This window comes from Microbacterium sp. Y356 (assembly GCF_059445355.1).
Genome location: NZ_JCAIUE010000001.1, coordinates 2,456,276 through 2,471,979 on the forward strand (window position 1 = coordinate 2,456,276; position 15,704 = coordinate 2,471,979).

Annotated in this window: 14 protein-coding genes; 7 read left to right on the forward strand and 7 right to left on the reverse strand. The window is 66.0% G+C overall.

Going from position 1 to position 15,704, the window contains the following annotated elements; genetic code table 11:
- The first annotated feature begins 60 nt into the window (after positions 1-60).
- Together ddaH and rocD are read left to right on the forward strand one after the other, a co-directional pair.
- Positions 61-960, forward strand: a complete 900-nt coding sequence (ddaH, locus tag AC1C2Q_RS11805; RefSeq protein ID WP_495450266.1) for a dimethylargininase — start codon at positions 61-63, stop codon at positions 958-960.
- Entirely contained in the window at positions 957-2,156 is a 1,200-nt protein-coding gene (rocD, locus tag AC1C2Q_RS11810) for an ornithine--oxo-acid transaminase (protein WP_495450267.1), read from the forward strand. Before ddaH ends, rocD begins: the two co-directional genes overlap by 4 nt.
- Positions 2,157-2,353: 197 nt before the next feature.
- Here rocD and AC1C2Q_RS11815 read toward each other — a convergent pair whose 3' ends face one another.
- The 6 genes from AC1C2Q_RS11815 to AC1C2Q_RS11840 form a co-directional block, all read right to left on the reverse strand.
- Positions 2,354-3,790: an aldehyde dehydrogenase (NADP(+)) gene (locus AC1C2Q_RS11815; RefSeq protein ID WP_495450268.1), complete on the reverse strand. Its 1,437-nt coding sequence runs from the start codon at positions 3,788-3,790 to the stop codon at positions 2,354-2,356.
- The gene (locus tag AC1C2Q_RS11820) at positions 3,787-4,884 is read right to left on the reverse strand and encodes a mandelate racemase/muconate lactonizing enzyme family protein (RefSeq protein WP_495450269.1); all 1,098 of its coding nucleotides are present in this window, start codon (positions 4,882-4,884) and stop codon (positions 3,787-3,789) included. Before AC1C2Q_RS11820 ends, AC1C2Q_RS11815 begins: the two co-directional genes overlap by 4 nt.
- On the reverse strand, positions 4,881-5,780 hold the full coding sequence (locus tag AC1C2Q_RS11825) for a 5-dehydro-4-deoxyglucarate dehydratase (protein WP_495450270.1): 900 nt from the start codon (positions 5,778-5,780) through the stop codon (positions 4,881-4,883). Before AC1C2Q_RS11825 ends, AC1C2Q_RS11820 begins: the two co-directional genes overlap by 4 nt.
- Positions 5,777-6,691 carry an NAD-dependent epimerase/dehydratase family protein gene (locus AC1C2Q_RS11830; protein WP_495450271.1) on the reverse strand — a complete coding sequence of 305 codons (915 nt, stop codon included), beginning with the start codon at positions 6,689-6,691 and terminating at the stop codon, positions 5,777-5,779. The genes AC1C2Q_RS11825 and AC1C2Q_RS11830 overlap by 4 nt, the downstream gene beginning before the upstream one ends.
- Entirely contained in the window at positions 6,688-8,016 is a 1,329-nt protein-coding gene (locus tag AC1C2Q_RS11835) for a Gfo/Idh/MocA family protein (protein WP_495450272.1), read from the reverse strand. The genes AC1C2Q_RS11830 and AC1C2Q_RS11835 overlap by 4 nt, the downstream gene beginning before the upstream one ends.
- Before the next feature lie 75 nt (positions 8,017-8,091).
- On the reverse strand, positions 8,092-9,099 hold the full coding sequence (locus AC1C2Q_RS11840) for a LacI family DNA-binding transcriptional regulator (RefSeq protein WP_495450273.1): 1,008 nt from the start codon (positions 9,097-9,099) through the stop codon (positions 8,092-8,094).
- Positions 9,100-9,248: 149 nt separating this feature from the next.
- On the opposite strand from AC1C2Q_RS11840, the gene AC1C2Q_RS11845 reads away from it, so the two are divergent.
- Genes AC1C2Q_RS11845 through AC1C2Q_RS11865 form a run of 5 tightly spaced genes read left to right on the forward strand, consistent with a single transcriptional unit; the run spans position 9,249 to position 15,058 of the window.
- Entirely contained in the window at positions 9,249-10,769 is a 1,521-nt protein-coding gene (locus AC1C2Q_RS11845; RefSeq protein WP_495450274.1) for a glycoside hydrolase family 43 protein, read from the forward strand.
- Positions 10,770-10,771: 2 nt separating this feature from the next.
- Entirely contained in the window at positions 10,772-11,788 is a 1,017-nt protein-coding gene (locus tag AC1C2Q_RS11850; RefSeq protein ID WP_495450275.1) for a LacI family DNA-binding transcriptional regulator, read from the forward strand.
- Positions 11,785-12,597, forward strand: a complete 813-nt coding sequence (locus tag AC1C2Q_RS11855) for a DUF6807 domain-containing protein (RefSeq protein ID WP_495450276.1) — start codon at positions 11,785-11,787, stop codon at positions 12,595-12,597. Before AC1C2Q_RS11850 ends, AC1C2Q_RS11855 begins: the two co-directional genes overlap by 4 nt.
- Positions 12,594-13,736 carry a Gfo/Idh/MocA family protein gene (locus AC1C2Q_RS11860; protein ID WP_495450277.1) on the forward strand — a complete coding sequence of 381 codons (1,143 nt, stop codon included), beginning with the start codon at positions 12,594-12,596 and terminating at the stop codon, positions 13,734-13,736. The genes AC1C2Q_RS11855 and AC1C2Q_RS11860 overlap by 4 nt, the downstream gene beginning before the upstream one ends.
- Positions 13,733-15,058: a serine hydrolase domain-containing protein gene (locus AC1C2Q_RS11865; protein WP_495450278.1), complete on the forward strand. Its 1,326-nt coding sequence runs from the start codon at positions 13,733-13,735 to the stop codon at positions 15,056-15,058. Before AC1C2Q_RS11860 ends, AC1C2Q_RS11865 begins: the two co-directional genes overlap by 4 nt.
- Here AC1C2Q_RS11865 and AC1C2Q_RS11870 read toward each other — a convergent pair.
- Complete coding sequence (locus AC1C2Q_RS11870) at positions 15,051-15,701, reverse strand: rhamnogalacturonan acetylesterase (protein ID WP_495450279.1); 651 nt, start codon at positions 15,699-15,701, stop codon at positions 15,051-15,053. The two genes, AC1C2Q_RS11865 and AC1C2Q_RS11870, sit on opposite strands and share 8 nt — an antisense overlap.
- Positions 15,702-15,704: the final 3 nt, after the last annotated feature.

The following is a 15,704-nucleotide window of genomic DNA, read 5'->3' on the forward strand; positions in this document are numbered from 1 at the left end:
AGGGTCGAACTTCCGCCTGGCCCCTGGACAGCGTCCGCCGCATCCCTCTCAAGGAGACAGATGTCGACGCCCGAAACGATCACCGCACCCGCAGCCGCCCCCGCACGCACGGCGCAGCACCGCCGCTACCTGATGTGCAGGCCGGAGCATTTCACGGTCAGCTACACGATCAATCCGTGGATGGAGCCGGCCAAGCCCACCAACACGGCGAGGGCCGTTGCGCAGTGGCAGATGCTGTACGACCTTTACCTCCAGCTCGGCCATGAAGTCGAGCTCATCGAGCCGCTCGCCGGCTACCCGGACATGGTCTACACGGCCAACGGCGGTTTCGTGATCGGCGGACGCGCCTACGTGCCGAAGTTCCGCTTCACAGAGCGTGCCGGCGAAGCCCCGGCATTCGCGGACTGGTTCCGCGCGAATGGCTACGACACGATCGAGCCCGAAGAGGTCAACGAAGGAGAGGGCGACTTCCTGCTCGTCGGCGACACGATCCTCGCCGGCACCGGCTTCCGCTCCACCGGCGACAGTCACCGCGAGGTGGGCGAGATTTTCGGTCGCGAGGTCATCTCGCTGAACCTGGTCGACCCGCGCTTCTACCACCTCGACACCGCGCTCACGGTGCTCGACCCGGTGCAAGGCGAACAGAACGGCGGTCCAGAGCACGCGAACATCGCGTATCTGCCCGGTGCCTTCGATGACGCCAGCCGCGCGATCCTCGAGAGTCGCTTTCCGGACGCCATCCTGGTCTCGGATGAGGACGGATCCGTCTTCGGCCTGAACTCCGCCAGCGACGGATACAACGTCATCATCTCGCCGCGGGCGAAGGGCTTCGAGGCTCAGTTGCGCGAACGCGGATACAACCCCATCACCGTCGACCTGTCCGAGCTGCTGCTCGGTGGCGGCGGCATCAAGTGCTGCACGCTCGAGCTGCGCGCGGCGGAGCAGGAGGAGAGCGCATGACCGCTTCGACCACCCCCGTGCACACCGAGGCACACGTCGCCGAGAACTACCACCCGCTGCCCGTCACGATCGCCTCAGCTGAGGGCGCGTGGGTCACCGATATAGAAGGCAAGCGCTACCTCGACCTGCTCGCGGCATACTCGGCCGTGAACTTTGGCCACCGGCATCCGAAGCTCATCGCTGCGGTGGCCGAACAGCTCGACCGGGTCACCCTCGTCAGCCGTGCGTTCATGAGCGACCGGCTCGAACCGTTCTCAGAGGCACTCGCGCGCATGTGCGACAAAGAGCTTGTGCTGCCGATGAACACCGGCGCAGAGGCCGTCGAAACCGGCATCAAAGTTGCCAGGGCGTGGGGCTACCGGGTCAAGGGCATCGCGCCCGAGAAGGCGCGCATCATCGTGGCGGCCGGCAACTTCCACGGCCGCACGACGACCATCGTCAGCTTCAGCGATGACGAGTCGGCACGCGATGACTTCGGACCCTACACGCCGGGTTTCGACGTGGTGCCCTTCGGAGATGCGGATGCTATCGCCGCAGCCATCACGGATGACACCGCGGCGATTCTGGTCGAGCCGATCCAGGGTGAGGCGGGCGTCATCGTCCCGCCGGAGGGGTATTTGCGTCGCATCCGGGAGCTCTGCGATGAGCGCAATGTGCTGTTCATCGCCGATGAGATCCAGGCGGGGCTCGGCCGCGTCGGCGAGACATTCGCGTGCGATCGCGAAGGCGTCGTGCCCGACCTCTACCTGCTGGGCAAGGCACTCGGCGGCGGCATCCTGCCGGTGTCTGCGGTAGTCGGCAACCGCGATGTGCTGGGCGTCATTCGCCCCGGCGAGCACGGTTCGACCTTCGGCGGCAACCCGCTGGCCGCTGCCGTCGGACTGCGCGTGGTCGAGCTGCTGGAGACCGGAGAATTCCAGGAGCGCGCGAAGACGCTCGGCGCTCACCTGGCTATCGGGCTGGAGAAACTCGTCGGACACGGAGTCATTGGCATCCGCGTTGCTGGTCTCTGGGCCGGAGTCGATATCGACTCCGAGCGTGGAACCGGACGCGAGATCAGCGAGAAGCTGATGGAGCGCGGCGTGCTCGTAAAGGACACTCATGGTCAGACGATCCGCATCGCCCCACCGCTCGTGATCCGCGCGACCGAGATCGACTGGGCGCTGGAGCAGCTGCGGCTGGTGCTGGAAGGCTGAGCGCGGCCCGCGGGCGGCGTCGCTCGGACACACGGCCGCTGACGCCGGAAGAAAAACCCGGCTGGGAAGGTGATCCCAGCCGGGTTTATTCTTCCTGCGCCGCACGGTGCGGCACGGCACCGCACGGCACCGCGCCGCACACCGCGCCGCGCCGCGCACGGCGGTGGCCGCGACCTCGTCGCTGAACTGGGACCTGTTTACGGCACTCGGAGCACGCCATTGCGGCGGTGCGGGAGTGCTGCGAGAGCCTCGTCGCGCAGCGGGGCGGGGAGCAGGTGGGTCGGCGCGTCCTGGTAGACGATCGGACGCAGGAACCGGCGGATCGCAGTCGAGCCGACTGATGTGTGCAGCGACGTCGTCGCTGGCCACGGACCGCCGTGGTGCTGCGACCAGGTGACGGCCACGCCTGTCGGCCAGCCGGCGAAGAGCACCCGTCCTGCGCGACGCTCGAGTAGCGCGAGCGTGGTGGTGACCTCGTCGTCGTCCTCAGTGTGCAAGGTCGCAGTGAGGCTTCCTGGCACTGCACGCAGGGCCGCGTGCAGGTCGTCGTCGTTGTCGTAGCGGACAAGCAGAGTTACCGGCCCGAACACTTCGGTCAGCAGCACCTCCGGGTCGGACGCCACTGCCGCGGCATCAGTGGCCAGCACCACGGGCTGCGCACCGAGCTCGGTGGGCGCACCGTGCCCGATCAGCTCGACCGACGGGGACGCGAGCAACGCCTCGATACCGACGGGGAAGGCATCTGTGATGCGGTCCGTCAGTAGTGGGCCGCCGGTCGCATCGACGACGGCGGCGGCGACGGATGCCTCGAACCCAGCGTCGCGAGGCACGAACACGACACCAGGTTTCGTGCAGAACTGTCCGACGCCGAGGGTGAAGGAACCAACCAACCCGGTCGCCAGCGATTCGCCGCGTGCAGCTGCCGCCGCCGGAGTGATCACGACCGGGTTGATGCTGCCGAGCTCACCGTAAAACGGGATCGGATCCGGTCGGCTGTTCGCGAGATCGAACAGTGCGCGGCCCCCGGAGACCGAACCGGTGAAACCGGCGGCCTGAATCAGCGGATGCTGTACGAGGGCGTTTCCCGCTTCGCGCCCTTCGATGAGCGCGAATGATCCCTCAGGTGCGCCAGCGGCCTGCAGCGCCTGTGTGGCGATCTCGGCGGTCCGGCGTGAAAGTTCGGGATGCCCCGAATGTGCTTTCACGATCACCGGATTGCCCGCCGCGAGAGAGGACGCAGTGTCCCCGCCGACGACGGAGAAGGCGAACGGGAAATTCGAGGCAGAGAACACTGCGACGGGCCCTACGCCGGTGAGCTGGCGCCGCAGCTCTGGACGGCCAGACGTGGCGTCCGCGTCGTCGACGGTGAGCTCGAGGTACGACCCTTCCTCGACGACCGTTGCGAACAGGCGAAGCTGCCCCGTCGTGCGCCCAACTTCACCGCGCAGACGGGGCTCACCGAGCCGCGTCTCGCGGTCAGCGATCGAAACGAGCTCATCGATGTTGGCGTCGAGCGCGTCGGCGATGGCGCGCAGCCAACCCGCACGCACGTCAGCGTCGGCCGCGCGCCAGATCGGAGCGGCCTCGGCTGCGGCGGCGGTGAGAGCGTCGATCCTTGCGGGAGTCGTAGTCATGAGGGAGTTCTTTCGCGTCGGTCGTGGAATCGGATGCCCAACCCGAGATGTTCGCGTTCGGTGAGCTGTCCGGCGGAGATGATGACAGGGGATGGTTCGGAAAGCACGCCGAGCTCGCCGAACCCGGCATCCTCGACATCCTCGACGAGAACCTCCGCGTCGAGGGTGAGCGCGAGCTGACCGGAGAGTTCAGGGAGCAAATGCGGATGCAGGATCGCTCCGGCGTCCGAGACGGATGCGGCGATTCGACGGAACGGGGTGATGCCGCCGACCCGTACGATGTTGGGCTGCAAAATCTGAGCCGCCCCCGCGCGGAGGAAGTCCTCGAAGCGGTACGTGTTGTGGAGATTCTCGCCGACCGCGATCGGCACACCCGACCCGGAGCGCAGTCGCCGGGCGAGTTCTGTATAACCAGTGAGGTCGTCGGCGCGTAGTGGCTCCTCGATCCAGGCGATGTCGTGCGTGGCCAACGCCTCGATCGAGCGCGTGGCCCGATCCAGGTCCCAGCGTTGGTTCGCGTCAACCATGAGCGCGCGATCGGGGCCTAACGCCTCGCGCACCGCAGCGAGGCGTTCGAGATCTTCCTCGATGGTGGGCTTTCCGACTTTGACCTTGACCGCATCGAAGCCAGCGTCGGCCCAACGTTCTGCCTGTGCGACGAGGTCGTCGAGCGAGTAATGCAGATTCACGCCGCTGCCATAGGCTCGCGCGCTCGTGTGTCGGGATCCGAGCAACCCAGAAACAGACATCGCCTCCGCACGCGCGGAGGCATCCCACAGCGCGAGGTCAAGCCCCGCCAGTGCGATCGTGGTGATGCCGCCGCCGCCAGCCTCGTGCAGATGAGCCCATGCCTGCCCCCAGAGATCGGACGGCTCGCTGGTGCGTCCGATCGCGAACCTGGCGATGTCATGCTGCAGGAGCGCAAGCACGGCCTCCGCGCCGATCTGCGGTGTCCAAGAGAACCCCCAGCCTTCGGCGCCGTCGCTACGTACGACGTGCGTCACGATTACTCCGAGCGAGGTGACATCGGCCGCCCATGGACGAGTCAGCGGCACCCTCAGCAGCCGCGCGTCGAACGCCGAGACTGTAGTCATGCCAGCGCGCGCCCCGCCTCGAGTATGGCGGCGAGGCGACTTGCCTGCTCGGGTGTCGGGTCGACCAGTGGCGCACGCACTGAACCAACGGGGACACCAGACAGGCGCAGGCCGGTCTTCACAAGCGATACCCCGAAGCCGGGCGTCTCATCGCGCAGGGCCACCAGCGGTCCGTAGAACGTGTCGATGAGCTCGAGGCGACGAGCCTCGTCGCCGTCAATGTACGCCCGGTAGAAGGCGTTCGCGACCTCGGGGGCCATGGCGAAAGTCGACGACGAGTACAGTGGGATTCCGATTGCGCGGTAGGCAGCCTGGGTCAGCTCAGCCGTCAGCAATCCGTTGAAGAAAGCGAAATCCTCTCGTCCGGCATCCGCCACGGCGCGCACGATGAGCTGTGCGACGCCGATGTCGCCGGCGCCGTCCTTGAAGCCGATCACCTTCGGATCGTCTGCCAGACGACGCATGGATGCGGCGGTGAACTGCGCATTGGCGCGGTGGTAGACGATCACCGGAAGGTCAGATGCCGCGGCTACAGCTTCGATGTACGCGACGAGTCCGGCCTGCGGAGCGCCCACGAGGTACGGGGGCATGACGAGCAAGGCATCGGCCCCGGCATCCGCCGCTCCGCGCGCCGCGTCGATCGCGTGTCCCAGCGGACCGCCTGAGCCGGCAATCACCGGCACGGCACCTCCGACCGTGTCGACAGCGATTCGGGTCACGCGCGCATGTTCAGCAAGGCTCAGCGCATGGAATTCTCCGGTGCCGCAGGCCGGGAACACTCCACCCGCCTGATGCGCGACCCCGTTCGCGACGTGCTCCGCGAGCAGTTCGGTGTCGAGGTCGCCTTCGTCAGTGAATGGCGTGACAGGGAAGAACAAAATGCCTTTGAAGTTCATGCTGGTTGCTCCTTTCGAGCAGTCTGTAGCTGGTCCCGCCAGCCACACGTGGGTCGCCAGCCCAGGAGATTTCTGGCCTTGGCGTTGGAGAATGCCGGCGCCGTGCCAGTGAGCGAGGACGCGACATCCTCAGTGCCGGGGAAGAACTGCGGTATAAGAGAGGCGAGCGGTTCGCGCGCCAGCGCGTCGTCCGCGCTGACGAAGTAGGTCTCGGCGTTCGGAGTGTGGGGCAGGGCCGTCAGCAACGTGTCGGCGAAGCCTGCCACATCACGCGCGTCGACATAGTTGAACAACGCCGGCGCAGACAACGCAGGATCATCGAGACGCTCCTGCACGGTGTGACCCTGCTGGGTCACAGCGCCTTCCCATTCCTCTGGCGCGATCACGTAGCAAGGGCGGAACGCGGCGTATCGCACGTCATCTCCGGTCTGCCGGCGCAACATCGAGATCGTCTGCTCGATCACGAGCTTCGACAGCGCGTAGGCGTTCGACGGCTTCGGCGGAGTGTGCTCGTCCAGAGGCATCCGATCCGGGATCCAACCGGCGGCGTCGTAGCCGAGGACGGTCGGGCTGGATGCGGCGACGATACGGCGGATACCCGCGCGCACTGCTCCGCCCATGACGGAGATGGCAAGCCCGGAGTTGACGCGGAGGATGACGTCTTCCGGGGCGCTGAAGGGCACCGCGATAGCGGCCAGGTGAATCACCGCGTCGGCGTGCGCAGCCGTGAGGGCATCGGCCGTCGCAACAGCATCGGTGAGGTCTATGGCGAGTTGCTCGACCTCGTGGAGTTCTGTGGCGCTGGAGACGACGCGGTCGAACGAGACGATCTCGTGGCCGCGGGAGGCGAGGCCTGCGACGAGACTACGGCCGAGGCGCCCGGCTCCACCGGTGACGACGATGCGGCTCATGATGCCAGCAGACGGGGGCCGAGATCTGCGATGCGCACGGCTTGCCCGGTTTCCATCGAACGGTTGCCGGCGATGCCGACCGCGATCGAACGCAGACCATCCGTCCAATCCGCGGGGCGGGCGAGCGGGTCGTCGCCTGGTCCTTCGAAAACGTCGCGCAGCAGTAGCGAGTCGCCACCGCCGTGACTGCCTTCGCTATTGACGATGGGCACCTCGACGGCCTCTTCCCAGTGCCGCTGTACGAGCAGTCGTTCTCCGTGCGGGCGCAGAGCGTCGGAACTGCCGACCGCCGTGGCGCTCGGGTCGAGCGTCGGATGCAGACCAGTGTCGACGAGCACGGCACCCCGTTCCACGACGTCGAGTTCGGCGCGTCCCAGCGTGCCGTTGACGGCGACGCGGTACCCCTCCCAGGGGGCGTGGGCGTTGAGCGAATACGACATGGTCGCGCCGGAGGCATAGTCCACGATGAGCGCGAGGTTGTCCTCGATCGTGATGCCGTCGCCGAAGACGGACTGGTCACGGATGTAGCCATCATGCTGTTCGGCGTTGAGGTAGAGGTCCTTCAGCCGCTGGTCGTCGCGGAGATCCAATTCAAATGCATCGTGGACTCCGTCGTGCGTCCCCCGGTCAGGTAGTGCATCGACACCGCGCCTGGCCGCTTGGTGGGCGCCATAGAATCGCAGCCCGCCGGATGCGAAAACTCTCGTCGGTGTGGAAGCGATCCACCAGTTAACGAGGTCGAAGTGGTGGCTGGACTTGTGCACAAGCAGGCCCCCGGAGTTCACCTTGTTGCGGTGCCAGCGGCGGAAGTAGTCGGCGCCGTGCTTGGTGTCGAGCATCCACTGGAATTCGACCGATGTGACCTCGCCGATCTTGCCATCCTGGATGACCTCGCGCAGTGCGCTGTTGCGGGGCGAGTAACGGTAGTTGAAGGTGAGCACGACGTTGCCGCCCGTGCGTGCGACGGCCTCCTCGATTGCCGTCGCACTGGCGGCGTCGATTGTCAAAGGCTTTTCAACGATCACGTCGGCGCCCGCGTCGAGGGCGCGGACAATGAGCGGTGCGTGCTGATCATCGCGTGCGCAGATGATGACGCGATCAACGCGTTCTTCGCGGATCATGCGCTCGAGGTCGTCGGGCAGCCATAGGGCCGGCGCGGCCAGACCTGCGGCGGTGACGACGTCGGCGTAATACTGAGACCGCACGGGATTGGGCTCGCAGATCGCGACGAGTTCGGCGCGATCCGCGTAGGTGCCGATGATCGCGCCAACGTACATCTGTGCGCGGTGTCCGGCGCCGACGAGGGCGTAGCGAGTGCGGGCCATTTCACATCCATCCGATTCAGGAAACGTTTTCTCAGCGTAGCATCCGCATCAAGCGAGTGTGCGTGATCGCGTCCGCTACTGTCTCGCGGGGGCGGGACCGGTACTCGCACGCACCACGATTTCGGGCGTGAGCAATGTCGATTCGGGAGCGGAGGATTCCTCCAGTAGTGCGTGCATGGCTGCCCATGCGTCGCGTCCGAGTTGCGCTGATGGCACGGCCGCCGTCGTGAGCGGGGGTGTCGTGTACGCGGCGAACGGGATGTCATCGAAGCCGGTGACAGAAATGTCAGTTGGTACGCGGACGCCGCGTGCGGCCAGTGCTGAAAGAAGGCCCATTGCGACGAGATCGTTGAACGCGAGCACGGCGGTCGCATCGGTCGCGATGACCTCGTCGGCGACTGCGGCGCCGCTATCGAATCCCACACCGGTCGCGATCTCGGTGACCTGCAGTTCTGGGTGGGCGTCGCATGCAGCATTGAGGCTCGTGCGGCGGGCGGCACCCGAAGAGCTGCCTGCCACTCCCGAGAGGTAAGCCAGATGGCGATGCCCGAGCCCGTACACGTGTTCGACGAGCTCGGCCATCGCAGAGCCGTAGTTTGCCGACACAGTGGGGGCGGCAATCTGTGGTGGGCGGTTCACGACGACAGCGGGCGCGACAGTCGGGAGGAGCGCTTCGAGCTGCTCGGCGGTCATTCGAGGTGCGCACAGCACGACGCCGTCAGTGCGGCGGCGGGTGGCCGAGACGAGATCGACTTCGGCGCTCACCTGTTCGGCACTGTCCGCGATGAGCACGTGGTAGCCGTCGTCGGCCGCGGCGCGGCTGAGGCCGTGCAGGATCATTTGGAAGGTGGGGTTCGCCAGGTCGGGGATCACCACGGCGATGGTCTGGGTGCGTCCGAGGACGAGGCTGCGCGCAAGAGGGTTCGCGGAATAGCCAAGCTCGTCGGCGACCGAGCGCACACGTTCGGCCATGTCGGCGTCGACGGTCGGATTGTTGTTCATCACCCTTGAGACCGTCGCCAGCGAGACTCCCGCAGCCTGAGCTACATCCGTGATTCTCACGCGAGATGTCGGATTCTTCATCGGTACCGCCTTTCGAGAACGCGGTCCATTCTATCGAGAAAGCGTTTTACGTGGAGTGTGCCTGCGGCGTGTGACTTCGGCGCCGTGGAGTCGCCGATTGTGGGTAGGTCTGGTGGACAGGAACCGGTTTCTCAGGTAGCTTGAGCAGGATGAACCTCGTCGACGATGCGAGCCTGTATCGCAATCCGATCATCGATGCCGACGTGCCAGATCCGGATGCCATTCGCGTGGGAGATCGTTTCTACCTGGTGGCATCGAGCTTCCATCGTGCCCCTGGACTTCCGATCTTCGAAAGCTCCGATCTGGTGTCGTGGGAACGCATCGGCTACGCCCTTGACGGCAACAGGCCGGAGGCCTGGTTCGCCCTGCCGAGGCACGGTGGTGGTGTGTGGGCGCCGTCGATCCGGCACCACGATGGTCGTTTTGTGGTGGTATACCCTGACCCTGACCAGGGCATTTTCGTCGTTACCGCGACCGATCCTGCCGGCCCATGGTCTGCGCCACACCTGCTGCTGCCAGGGCTGGGAATCATCGACCCGTGCCCGCTTTGGGACGACGACGGTCGGGCATATCTGGTGCACGGATGGGCGCGCTCGCGCTCGGGTCGCAAGAACGTGCTCACTGTGGTCCCCGTGGATCCCGAGTTGCGTCACCCGCTGGGACCTCCTGTCGATGTGATCGACGGGGCACTGCTTGATGGCTTCACCACGCTGGAGGGGCCGAAATTCCACAAACGTGGAAATGAGTACTGGATCTTTGCGCCGGCCGGAGGTGTTGCGACCGGCTGGCAGACGGTGTTCCGTTCCGATAGTCCGTTCGGGCCATATGAACACCGCATCGTGCTCGCGCAGGGTGATACCCCGGTCAATGGTCCGCACCAGGGCGCGTGGGTCGATGATGGCAAGGGTGGCGATTGGTTCCTTCACTTCCAAGACCGTGGCATCTATGGCCGCGTTCTGCATCTGCAGCCGCTGGCCTGGGGCGAGGATGGATGGCCGCTCGTGGGTGAAGCCACTCGCGGCGGCGCCGCCGAGCCCGTGCTCGAGCATCCGATGCTCCATGGTGAACGCCAGGGCGCGCGCACGCTTGCCCGATCGGACGACTTTGCCAGCGGTGCCCCGAGCATCCATTGGCAGTGGGAGGCGGATGTCGACTCCCGTGCGGTCGTAGGAAGCGGGCCTGGGCTGGCGCTGCGCGGCAGTGCCGACGGCGGCAACCTGCGGACGCTTCCGCGTGTGCTCTCGCAGGCTCTTCCCGGTCAGCCATGCACAGCAGGTGTCGACGTCGCGCTGGAGAGTGCCCGCACCGGTGAGCGCGCCGGGCTTGCCGTGCTCGGCCTCGCATACGTATGGGCGGGCGTTCGGATGACGGACATTGGTGCCGAGGCCATCGTCGCGGTGCGAGAGCAGGACGACCTCGACGAACGCGTCATCGCCACCATGCCGCTGGGCGAATCCAGTGCCAGGGTCGAACTGAACGTCGACGGCGATGCACGGGTTCGCGTGAGTATCACCGACGGTGAACGCGTCGTGCGGGTTGACCCGCAGTTCCGCGCGGTCGAAGGGCACTGGGTCGGCGCGGGGCTCTCATTGTTTGCGGCAGGACCGCAGGGTGCACCGGAGGCGGTCGGTCGATTCGCCGACTTCACGGTCGATGTCTGGGAAGGCTGATCATGGCGGCCAAACGAGCCAGAACATCGCCGACCCGGGCGACGACGATCACCGATATTGCCAGGGTCGCTGCCGTCTCGAAAGCGACCGTGTCACGCGTTCTCAACGGCGTGCCGACGGTCAACGAGGACATCGCCGAACGAGTCCGACAGGTGATCGCGGAGCTCGGGTACACGCCCAGCCAGACCGCCCGTTCGCTGTCGCTCGGAGTCAGCCGCACGGTCGGTGTGCTGGTGCCGGATCTCGGCAACCCGATGTTCCACCAGGTGCTGAACGGTTTCAACCGCGCAGCAGCACGTGACGGCTATTACGTCGTCGTCACCGACTCATTCGAGGATGACGAGCGAGAGTCTGAGCTCGCCAAGGATCTGCGCGATCGCACCGATGCCGTCGTGCTCTTCTCGCCTCGGATGAAGCGTGAAAATCTACTCGCGCTGTTACCGAGGGTCTCCCCGGTGGTGGTGTTCAATCGCACCACCGGCAAGAATGCTGGCTCCGTGCTGATCGACTATCACGAGGGGATTCTCACACTCGCGCGTCACCTCATCGCTCTGGGGCACCGCCGCATCGCCTACCTCGCCGGGCCCGCGTACGCCCGCTCGAACTGGGAGCGCGAACGCGGTCTGGAAGAGATCCGAGCATCCGAGCCCGGCATCGAGATCCTCGATATTCCGTGCGGTCACTCGTTCGAAGACGGCTACAACGTCTGGCCCGCGCTGCGCGAATCCGGTGCGACCGCCGTGCTCGCCTTCAACGACGTCGTCGCGCTGGGACTATGCGGCCGGCTTTCGGAGGAAGGTGTCTCGGTGCCCGACGACATCTCGGTCGCTGGTTTCGATGACATCCCCTTCTCGCGATATTCCTCGCCATCGCTCACGACGATGGCTGCACGTCTTTCCGCGATCGGCGAGCAGATCTGGACGGTACTGCGCGCGGAGATGACGGATGCGCCGCTGCGCGACCCCATCATGTTCTCGCCGGAACTCGTCGCTCGAGGCAGTACGAAGGAGCTCGGGTGACCATCCAGATATTGCGCGGCGCCGAAGCCCTCGTCGAGTACGACGAGGGGACGGGGACTGCCCCGATGCTCTCTCAGCGGCCGTTCCTCGTCGCGACAACCGCCGCCGGTGTGCCGGTCACAGAAGTCGAGCCGGGGGATCACCCGCATCACATGGGTCTCAGCGCCGCGCTGCCCGATGTGAACGGCACCTCGTTCTGGGGCGGACGCACGTACGTGCGCGACCAGGGCTCGAGTCTTCTCGACAATCACGGTGTGCAGCGTGTGCGTGAGCGCGAACTTGCCGACGGGGTTCTCGTCGAACATCTCGACTGGGTCGACCCGCTCGGCGAAGTGCTCATCGAAGAACGTCGCACGATCACGGTGCGCGAGGCATCCGATGCCATCGACGTCGTGTGGGTCTCCGATCTGACGGCTGTTCGCGACATCAGTTTCGGCAGTCCGCAGACCAACGGTCGCGATGGTGCCTTCTACGGTGGACTGTTCTGGCGGGCCCCGTTCGGCGCGGCACGCGTACGTGCCGCAGACGGAGAGGGTGTGAATGCTGCGCACGGTTCGACTTCGCCCTGGCTGGCTATCGACGGTGCGGATGCCTCGCTTGTCGCCGCGACGACGACAGGCATGGCCTGGTTCGTGCGCGTCGAAGGATACGTAGGTTTCTGTCCTGCTGTCGCGGTCGCCACACGCCGCGTGCTCGAGGCCGGCGAGACGCTGCGCCTGGACCTGGCGGTTGCGATTCTGGATCGAGCGACAGACGCTCCGGCAGAAGTCGCCGACCGTCTCCTTGCAGATCGGCGCAACACGGTATGAGCGTTCCTCGGCTGGCAGTCATCGGCGTCGGTGGGCACGGCGCCAAGCATCTTACAAACGCGGTACGGCTTGACGCGGCAGGTCGCGCGCACCTCGTCGCCGTCGGCGATCCGAGTCGACCGGCAGACGGGCTTATCCCAGGTCACACGCGCTGGTACGGCGATGGCCTCGCGCTACTTGAAGCGGAGCAGATCGATGTCGTAGTGATATGCACGCCGATCCAGACGCACTTCCCGATCGCGGCTGCCGCTGTGCGTGCCGGTGCCGACGTGCTGCTGGAGAAGCCGACGACGGCGACACTCGCCGAATACGACGATCTGGTCGCGCTTGCTGACGCCTATGGGGCGCTGATCCAGGTCGGTTTCCAAAGCCTCGGATGCGCAGCGATCGACGTAATCCGGCGTCGGGTCGCCGCCGGTGAGATAGGCGAGGTCGTCAAGTACTCGGCGACCGGTGTCTGGGTCAGGGATGAAGCGTATTGGCAACGGGTGCGTTGGGCGGGTCGACGCATCCTCGACGGCGTCGTGGTGGCAGACGGAGTTCTCACCAATCCTCTCGCTCATGCGACCGCAACGGCGCTGGCGCTTTCCGGTGCGGCCCGCCGAGATGACGTCAGGAGCATCGAACTCGAACTGCTGCGCGCGAATCCAATTGAGGCTGACGACACATCGGTGGCGGTGTTGGAGCTCGTGGACGGACGTCGACTCACGACGGCGGTGACTCTGGCCGCCGCGCGGTCGGAGGAACCATATGTTGAGGTGGTGGGAGATCGTGGGACGCTGCGCCTGCGCTACAAGACTGGTGACGTACTCACGTTCGGAGCGGATGGTGCGCTGATCGCCGAGGAACGATTCGGATTCGAAGATCTGCTGGAAAACCTTCTTGCCGCGCGTGCGGGATCATCGGCTCTGTGCGCGCCGATCGAGCAGACCGGCGCGTTCATGCGTTTGGTCGAAGCGGTGATGCAAGCTCCTGCGCCGCGGGCGATCCACACGCGACACCTTTCCAGGATCGATGATGACCTCGGCGTGCACCTCGCTGTGAACGGCGTGGAGGCCGCGATCGATGAGGCGCTGCGCATGGAGTGCACCTTTGCCGAATTGGGCGCCCCGTTCTCCCTTGAGGCGGCTCGGTCATGACCACCGGTCTGCAGCGGTTCGTCACGCAGGCGCATGCGGCAGACATCGCGATCCACTCGCTCGAAGTGAGCGTGTCTGGCCGCACCGTCGCGCGCGCGGGTGTCGAGCCGTTCGGCCTGGATGTGCCGCACCGAATGTACTCGGTGGCCAAGACGTTCACGGGTCTGGCAATCCTGCTTCTCGCCGAGGAAGGGCGGCTTTCGCTGGACGACCCGATCATCGCGCACTTCCCTGAGATGGAGCCGGTGCATCCGTGGCTGGCGGCCACCCGCATCGATGACATGCTCGCGATGGCCGGTCCGCACAGCCGCACGACCTATGACAGCGACGGCGTCGGCTGGTTGGAGTCGTACTTCCGCGTCGCGCCGACGCACCGATCCGGAACACTTTTCACATACGACACGAGCGCGAGCTATGTGCTGAGCGCGCTGGTGGAACGCCTGGCCGGCGAGCGGATGCTCGACTACCTGCGACCGCGTCTGCTCGAGCCCCTTGGCGTCGGGGCGAGCGCCGGGTTCCTCACCGGTCCGGAGGGAATCAGCCACGGCGGGTCCGGGCTGCTCATGGCGCCCGGAGATCTGCTGCCGATCGCGGAGACGTTGAACGGCCGCGGTGTCCGCAGAGGTTCCCGTATCCTGCCCGAACAGGTTGTCGAGTGGCTGCTCGAGCGGCGCTCCGATGCCGGGACCCAGAGCTGGGGTGCGCCGCTGAAGGGTGGGTACGGACGGCAGATATGGCTTCCCGAAGGCGGATGCTGGCTGATGTTCGGACTCGGCGGCCAGATCGTGTTCGGGGATCCTGCTCGCGAGATCGCTGCGGTTGTCACTGCCGATGCCACCGCCCTCGGCAGCGGCGATCAGCGGCTTGTCGAGATGCTGTTGGCGGCGCTCTCCGAACCCATCACCCGCAGTGCCGAACCCCTCACGCTCACCCCGCCGACGCCGTTGCACGTACCGGGCCACGGCCGTGCAGTGCGCGCAACCTTTGGACTGATCACGGGCGAGGGCGCGCCTGACGTGCTCCGGATCAATGTCGACCACGCGGGTGGAACACTGAGCGTGGATGATAAGACCCTGCGCTTTTCGACGGGGGAGTCGGTCAACGTCTCAGACGTTCTCGGTCCGGCGGTCGCGAGCGCCGGCTGGTCCGCTCCGGGTGTTCTCGACGTACGGATCAGCGCGGCCGCTGATGACATCGCTACATTGCGGGTCCGCCTGGTCGTCACGGACGATGGCGTCATCACGGTGCTGTCCCAGGGCTCCGGGCCCGCGGTGGATCCTGCCTGGACATGGCGGGGGAGCTACTCCCCTCAGGTCAGGTGACTCGGAGGAGTCCCTGCGCGTTGAGCGAGTCTCGCACGAGCCTGGCGACGAGCCCTGCCCCGGATGCGGTCAGGTGCGTGTCGTCCTCGGCCCCGTTGGGGTGCCCAGGCCACTCGCCGGGCGTCAGCCACAGGAACGAGCCTTTGCTGGGTTCTGCACCCTGGCTCTGCCACAGCTCGTGGGTCAGTGTGGTGAGATCGATCAGCGCCACCAATTCCTCGGCCGCGACCTTGCGGGTCCGCTGTGGGTACACACCGTGAGTCGAGTACAGCGTGCCATCGCGTGTGAATTTGCGCCGCTCAATCGGTGTCAGCAGCACGGGAATCGCATCGCGATCACGCGCCGCCGCCACGAACCTGCCCAGATTCGTGGGAAACGCGATATCCGCGTCGGTGAACCGATGATCGTCCTTCGGATCGTTGTGCCCGAAGCAGATCAGAAGCAAATCCCCGGGTTCCAGATCGGATGCCGCCGCATCCAGCAGCCCCGCTTCGATGAAACTGCGCGTGCTGGCGCCGGAGAGTGCGTGGTTGCGTACGTCTAAATCTGAATGCCAGGCCAGCGCCTGGCCCCAGCCGGTGCGTGGCGCGAGTGCGGCTTCGTAGTCACTCGCCGTCGAGTCGCCTGTGATGACGATGCGCATGTG

Bases quoted from the DNA above. Each gene is read 5' to 3' on its own strand.
- AC1C2Q_RS11860 (WP_495450277.1), top strand. From the start codon at position 12,594: ATGAGCGTTCCTCGGCTGGCAGTCATCGGCGTCGGTGGGCACGGCGCC.
- AC1C2Q_RS11820 (WP_495450269.1), bottom strand. From the start codon at position 4,884: ATGACTACAGTCTCGGCGTTCGACGCGCGGCTGCTGAGGGTGCCGCTG.
- AC1C2Q_RS11850 (WP_495450275.1), top strand. From the start codon at position 10,772: ATGGCGGCCAAACGAGCCAGAACATCGCCGACCCGGGCGACGACGATC.
- ddaH (WP_495450266.1), top strand. From the start codon at position 61: ATGTCGACGCCCGAAACGATCACCGCACCCGCAGCCGCCCCCGCACGC.
- AC1C2Q_RS11870 (WP_495450279.1), bottom strand. From the start codon at position 15,701: ATGCGCATCGTCATCACAGGCGACTCGACGGCGAGTGACTACGAAGCC.
- AC1C2Q_RS11845 (WP_495450274.1), top strand. From the start codon at position 9,249: ATGAACCTCGTCGACGATGCGAGCCTGTATCGCAATCCGATCATCGAT.
- AC1C2Q_RS11865 (WP_495450278.1), top strand. From the start codon at position 13,733: ATGACCACCGGTCTGCAGCGGTTCGTCACGCAGGCGCATGCGGCAGAC.
- AC1C2Q_RS11815 (WP_495450268.1), bottom strand. From the start codon at position 3,790: ATGACTACGACTCCCGCAAGGATCGACGCTCTCACCGCCGCCGCAGCC.
- rocD (WP_495450267.1), top strand. From the start codon at position 957: ATGACCGCTTCGACCACCCCCGTGCACACCGAGGCACACGTCGCCGAG.
- AC1C2Q_RS11835 (WP_495450272.1), bottom strand. From the start codon at position 8,016: ATGGCCCGCACTCGCTACGCCCTCGTCGGCGCCGGACACCGCGCACAG.
- AC1C2Q_RS11830 (WP_495450271.1), bottom strand. From the start codon at position 6,691: ATGAGCCGCATCGTCGTCACCGGTGGAGCCGGGCGCCTCGGCCGTAGT.
- AC1C2Q_RS11840 (WP_495450273.1), bottom strand. From the start codon at position 9,099: ATGAAGAATCCGACATCTCGCGTGAGAATCACGGATGTAGCTCAGGCT.
- AC1C2Q_RS11825 (WP_495450270.1), bottom strand. From the start codon at position 5,780: ATGAACTTCAAAGGCATTTTGTTCTTCCCTGTCACGCCATTCACTGAC.